Source organism: Pseudomonas sp. GW821-FHT09E04 (assembly GCF_059416185.1).
Genome location: NZ_JBWKOR010000011.1, coordinates 1 through 5,641 on the forward strand (window position 1 = coordinate 1; position 5,641 = coordinate 5,641).

At 51.3% G+C, this 5,641-nt stretch carries 1 protein-coding gene, 2 tRNA genes and 3 rRNA genes; all 6 read left to right on the plus strand.

Annotated features, from left to right (window positions below; all coding sequences use genetic code 11):
• A partial coding sequence (locus tag AC07N4_RS28870) for a hypothetical protein (protein ID WP_493066731.1) occupies positions 1–188 on the plus strand: 188 nt, incomplete at its 5' end.
• Positions 189–481: 293 nt separating this feature from the next.
• A 16S ribosomal RNA gene (locus tag AC07N4_RS28875) occupies positions 482–2,018 on the plus strand.
• A gap of 81 nt (positions 2,019–2,099) precedes the next feature.
• A tRNA-Ile gene (locus AC07N4_RS28880) sits at positions 2,100–2,176 on the plus strand.
• A gap of 30 nt (positions 2,177–2,206) precedes the next feature.
• Positions 2,207–2,282: transfer RNA gene (locus AC07N4_RS28885), tRNA-Ala, on the plus strand.
• 244 nt (positions 2,283–2,526) lie between these two features.
• A 23S ribosomal RNA gene (locus AC07N4_RS28890) occupies positions 2,527–5,417 on the plus strand.
• A 153-nt stretch (positions 5,418–5,570) separates the two neighbouring features.
• A 5S ribosomal RNA gene (gene rrf / locus AC07N4_RS28895) occupies positions 5,571–5,641 on the plus strand; the annotation flags it as partial.

The window sequence follows — 5,641 nt, forward strand, 5'->3', positions numbered from 1 at the left end:
AAAACTCCTTGAAACTCAATGAGTTACGCAGTTTTCGACAGCGGCTTGCTTCAGGTCATCGAAGCCTGGAAGGAGTTGAAAGAGTGGTGATGTTTGGCTCTTTTGACGTTTCGATCTTCTCGGTCGAAAGCGGAGAAAAAGAGGTGTTGACAGCAGCGTGTAACGCTGTAGAATTCGCCTCCCGCTAACGAGAGATCGGAAGCGCAAGTGGTTGAAGTTGTTGAAGAAATCTTCGAAAACTTCTGAAAATAATCACTTGACAGCAAATGAGGCTGCTGTAGAATGCGCGCCTCGGTTGAGACGAAAGATCTTAACCAACCGCTCTTTAACAACTGAATCAAGCAATTCGTGTGGGTGCTTGTGGGGTCAGACTGATAGTCAGAAAGATTATCAGCATCACAAGTTACTCCGCGAGAAATCAAAGATGTAACCAACGATTGCTGAGCCAAGTTTAGGGTTTTCTCAAAACCCAAAGATGTTTGAACTGAAGAGTTTGATCATGGCTCAGATTGAACGCTGGCGGCAGGCCTAACACATGCAAGTCGAGCGGATGAAAGGAGCTTGCTCCTGGATTCAGCGGCGGACGGGTGAGTAATGCCTAGGAATCTGCCTGGTAGTGGGGGACAACGTTTCGAAAGGAACGCTAATACCGCATACGTCCTACGGGAGAAAGCAGGGGACCTTCGGGCCTTGCGCTATCAGATGAGCCTAGGTCGGATTAGCTAGTTGGTGAGGTAATGGCTCACCAAGGCGACGATCCGTAACTGGTCTGAGAGGATGATCAGTCACACTGGAACTGAGACACGGTCCAGACTCCTACGGGAGGCAGCAGTGGGGAATATTGGACAATGGGCGAAAGCCTGATCCAGCCATGCCGCGTGTGTGAAGAAGGTCTTCGGATTGTAAAGCACTTTAAGTTGGGAGGAAGGGTTGTAGATTAATACTCTGCAATTTTGACGTTACCGACAGAATAAGCACCGGCTAACTCTGTGCCAGCAGCCGCGGTAATACAGAGGGTGCAAGCGTTAATCGGAATTACTGGGCGTAAAGCGCGCGTAGGTGGTTCGTTAAGTTGGATGTGAAATCCCCGGGCTCAACCTGGGAACTGCATCCAAAACTGGCGAGCTAGAGTATGGTAGAGGGTGGTGGAATTTCCTGTGTAGCGGTGAAATGCGTAGATATAGGAAGGAACACCAGTGGCGAAGGCGACCACCTGGACTGATACTGACACTGAGGTGCGAAAGCGTGGGGAGCAAACAGGATTAGATACCCTGGTAGTCCACGCCGTAAACGATGTCAACTAGCCGTTGGGAGCCTTGAGCTCTTAGTGGCGCAGCTAACGCATTAAGTTGACCGCCTGGGGAGTACGGCCGCAAGGTTAAAACTCAAATGAATTGACGGGGGCCCGCACAAGCGGTGGAGCATGTGGTTTAATTCGAAGCAACGCGAAGAACCTTACCAGGCCTTGACATCCAATGAACTTTCCAGAGATGGATTGGTGCCTTCGGGAACATTGAGACAGGTGCTGCATGGCTGTCGTCAGCTCGTGTCGTGAGATGTTGGGTTAAGTCCCGTAACGAGCGCAACCCTTGTCCTTAGTTACCAGCACGTAATGGTGGGCACTCTAAGGAGACTGCCGGTGACAAACCGGAGGAAGGTGGGGATGACGTCAAGTCATCATGGCCCTTACGGCCTGGGCTACACACGTGCTACAATGGTCGGTACAAAGGGTTGCCAAGCCGCGAGGTGGAGCTAATCCCATAAAACCGATCGTAGTCCGGATCGCAGTCTGCAACTCGACTGCGTGAAGTCGGAATCGCTAGTAATCGCGAATCAGAATGTCGCGGTGAATACGTTCCCGGGCCTTGTACACACCGCCCGTCACACCATGGGAGTGGGTTGCACCAGAAGTAGCTAGTCTAACCTTCGGGAGGACGGTTACCACGGTGTGATTCATGACTGGGGTGAAGTCGTAACAAGGTAGCCGTAGGGGAACCTGCGGCTGGATCACCTCCTTAATCGACGACATCAGCTGCTCCATAAGTTCCCACACGAATTGCTTGATTCATTGAAGAAGACGAAAGAAGCAGCCCGAAATTGGGTCTGTAGCTCAGTTGGTTAGAGCGCACCCCTGATAAGGGTGAGGTCGGCAGTTCGAATCTGCCCAGACCCACCAATTTTGTGTGGGAAACGCCTGTAGAAATACGGGGCCATAGCTCAGCTGGGAGAGCGCCTGCCTTGCACGCAGGAGGTCAGCGGTTCGATCCCGCTTGGCTCCACCACTACTGCTTCTGAAGTAAGAGCTTAGAAATGAGCATTCCATCGAGTGGATGGTGAATGTTGATTTCTAGTCTTTGACTAGTTCGTTCTTTAAAAATTTGGGTATGTGATAGAAAGATAGACTGAGATCCACTTTCACTGGTGGTAATCAGGCTAAGGTAAAATTTGTGAGTTCTCTTAGTTGAGAAATTCGAATTTTCGGCGAATGTCGTCTTCACAGTATAACCAGATTGCTTGGGGTTATATGGTCAAGTGAAGAAGCGCATACGGTGGATGCCTTGGCAGTCAGAGGCGATGAAAGACGTGGTAGCCTGCGAAAAGCTTCGGGGAGTCGGCAAACAGACTTTGATCCGGAGATGTCTGAATGGGGGAACCCAGCCATCATAAGATGGTTATCTTGTACTGAATACATAGGTGCAAGAGGCGAACCAGGGGAACTGAAACATCTAAGTACCCTGAGGAAAAGAAATCAACCGAGATTCCCTTAGTAGTGGCGAGCGAACGGGGACTAGCCCTTAAGTGGCTTTGAGATTAGCGGAACGCTCTGGAAAGTGCGGCCATAGTGGGTGATAGCCCTGTACGCGAAAATCTCTTAGTCATGAAATCGAGTAGGACGGAGCACGAGAAACTTTGTCTGAATATGGGGGGACCATCCTCCAAGGCTAAATACTACTGACTGACCGATAGTGAACTAGTACCGTGAGGGAAAGGCGAAAAGAACCCCGGAGAGGGGAGTGAAATAGATCCTGAAACCGTATGCGTACAAGCAGTGGGAGCAGACTTTGTTCTGTGACTGCGTACCTTTTGTATAATGGGTCAGCGACTTATTTTCAGTGGCGAGCTTAACCGAATAGGGGAGGCGTAGCGAAAGCGAGTCTTAATAGGGCGTCTAGTCGCTGGGAATAGACCCGAAACCGGGCGATCTATCCATGGGCAGGTTGAAGGTTAGGTAACACTGACTGGAGGACCGAACCGACTACCGTTGAAAAGTTAGCGGATGACCTGTGGATCGGAGTGAAAGGCTAATCAAGCTCGGAGATAGCTGGTTCTCCTCGAAAGCTATTTAGGTAGCGCCTCATGTATCACTGTAGGGGGTAGAGCACTGTTTCGGCTAGGGGGTCATCCCGACTTACCAAACCGATGCAAACTCCGAATACCTACAAGTGCCGAGCATGGGAGACACACGGCGGGTGCTAACGTCCGTCGTGAAAAGGGAAACAACCCAGACCGTCAGCTAAGGTCCCAAAGTTATGGTTAAGTGGGAAACGATGTGGGAAGGCTTAGACAGCTAGGAGGTTGGCTTAGAAGCAGCCACCCTTTAAAGAAAGCGTAATAGCTCACTAGTCGAGTCGGCCTGCGCGGAAGATGTAACGGGGCTCAAACCATACACCGAAGCTACGGGTATCACGTAAGTGATGCGGTAGAGGAGCGTTCTGTAAGCCTGTGAAGGTGAGTTGAGAAGCTTGCTGGAGGTATCAGAAGTGCGAATGCTGACATGAGTAACGACAATGGGTGTGAAAAACACCCACGCCGAAAGACCAAGGTTTCCTGCGCAACGTTAATCGACGCAGGGTTAGTCGGTCCCTAAGGCGAGGCTGAAAAGCGTAGTCGATGGAAAACAGGTTAATATTCCTGTACTTCTGGTTATTGCGATGGAGGGACGGAGAAGGCTAGGCCAGCTTGGCGTTGGTTGTCCAAGTTTAAGGTGGTAGGCTGGAATCTTAGGTAAATCCGGGATTCTAAGGCCGAGAGCTGATGACGAGTTGCCATTAGGCGACGAAGTGGTTGATGCCATGCTTCCAAGAAAAGCTTCTAAGCTTCAGGTAACCAGGAACCGTACCCCAAACCGACACAGGTGGTTGGGTAGAGAATACCAAGGCGCTTGAGAGAACTCGGGTGAAGGAACTAGGCAAAATGGCACCGTAACTTCGGGAGAAGGTGCGCCGGTGAGGGTGAAGGACTTGCTCCGTAAGCCCATGCCGGTCGAAGATACCAGGCCGCTGCGACTGTTTATTAAAAACACAGCACTCTGCAAACACGAAAGTGGACGTATAGGGTGTGACGCCTGCCCGGTGCCGGAAGGTTAATTGATGGGGTTAGCTAACGCGAAGCTCTTGATCGAAGCCCCGGTAAACGGCGGCCGTAACTATAACGGTCCTAAGGTAGCGAAATTCCTTGTCGGGTAAGTTCCGACCTGCACGAATGGCGTAACGATGGCGGCGCTGTCTCCACCCGAGACTCAGTGAAATTGAAATCGCTGTGAAGATGCAGTGTATCCGCGGCTAGACGGAAAGACCCCGTGAACCTTTACTATAGCTTTGCACTGGACTTTGAATTTGCTTGTGTAGGATAGGTGGGAGGCTTTGAAGCGTGAACGCCAGTTTGCGTGGAGCCATCCTTGAAATACCACCCTGGCAACTTTGAGGTTCTAACTCAGGTCCGTTATCCGGATCGAGGACAGTGTATGGTGGGTAGTTTGACTGGGGCGGTCTCCTCCTAAAGAGTAACGGAGGAGTACGAAGGTGCGCTCAGACCGGTCGGAAATCGGTCGTAGAGTATAAAGGCAAAAGCGCGCTTGACTGCGAGACAGACACGTCGAGCAGGTACGAAAGTAGGTCTTAGTGATCCGGTGGTTCTGTATGGAAGGGCCATCGCTCAACGGATAAAAGGTACTCCGGGGATAACAGGCTGATACCGCCCAAGAGTTCATATCGACGGCGGTGTTTGGCACCTCGATGTCGGCTCATCACATCCTGGGGCTGAAGCCGGTCCCAAGGGTATGGCTGTTCGCCATTTAAAGTGGTACGCGAGCTGGGTTTAGAACGTCGTGAGACAGTTCGGTCCCTATCTGCCGTGGACGTTTGAGATTTGAGAGGGGCTGCTCCTAGTACGAGAGGACCGGAGTGGACGAACCTCTGGTGTTCCGGTTGTCACGCCAGTGGCATTGCCGGGTAGCTATGTTCGGAAAAGATAACCGCTGAAAGCATCTAAGCGGGAAACTTGCCTCAAGATGAGATCTCACTGGAACCTTGAGTTCCCTGAAGGGCCGTCGAAGACTACGACGTTGATAGGTTGGGTGTGTAAGCGCTGTGAGGCGTTGAGCTAACCAATACTAATTGCCCGTGAGGCTTGACCATATAACACCCAAGCAATTTGCGAACTCGAAAGAGACCAGATTGCGGTGTGTGAAGACGAAACGAACCGAAAGTTCGAGTTCACAAAACACCTAGCTGTCACATACCCAATTTGCTGAAGCGAGGCCCTCTGGCCGCGACTCAGTACCCGAATTTCTTGACGACCATAGAGCGTTGGAACCACCTGATCCCATCCCGAACTCAGAAGTGAAACGATGCATCGCCGA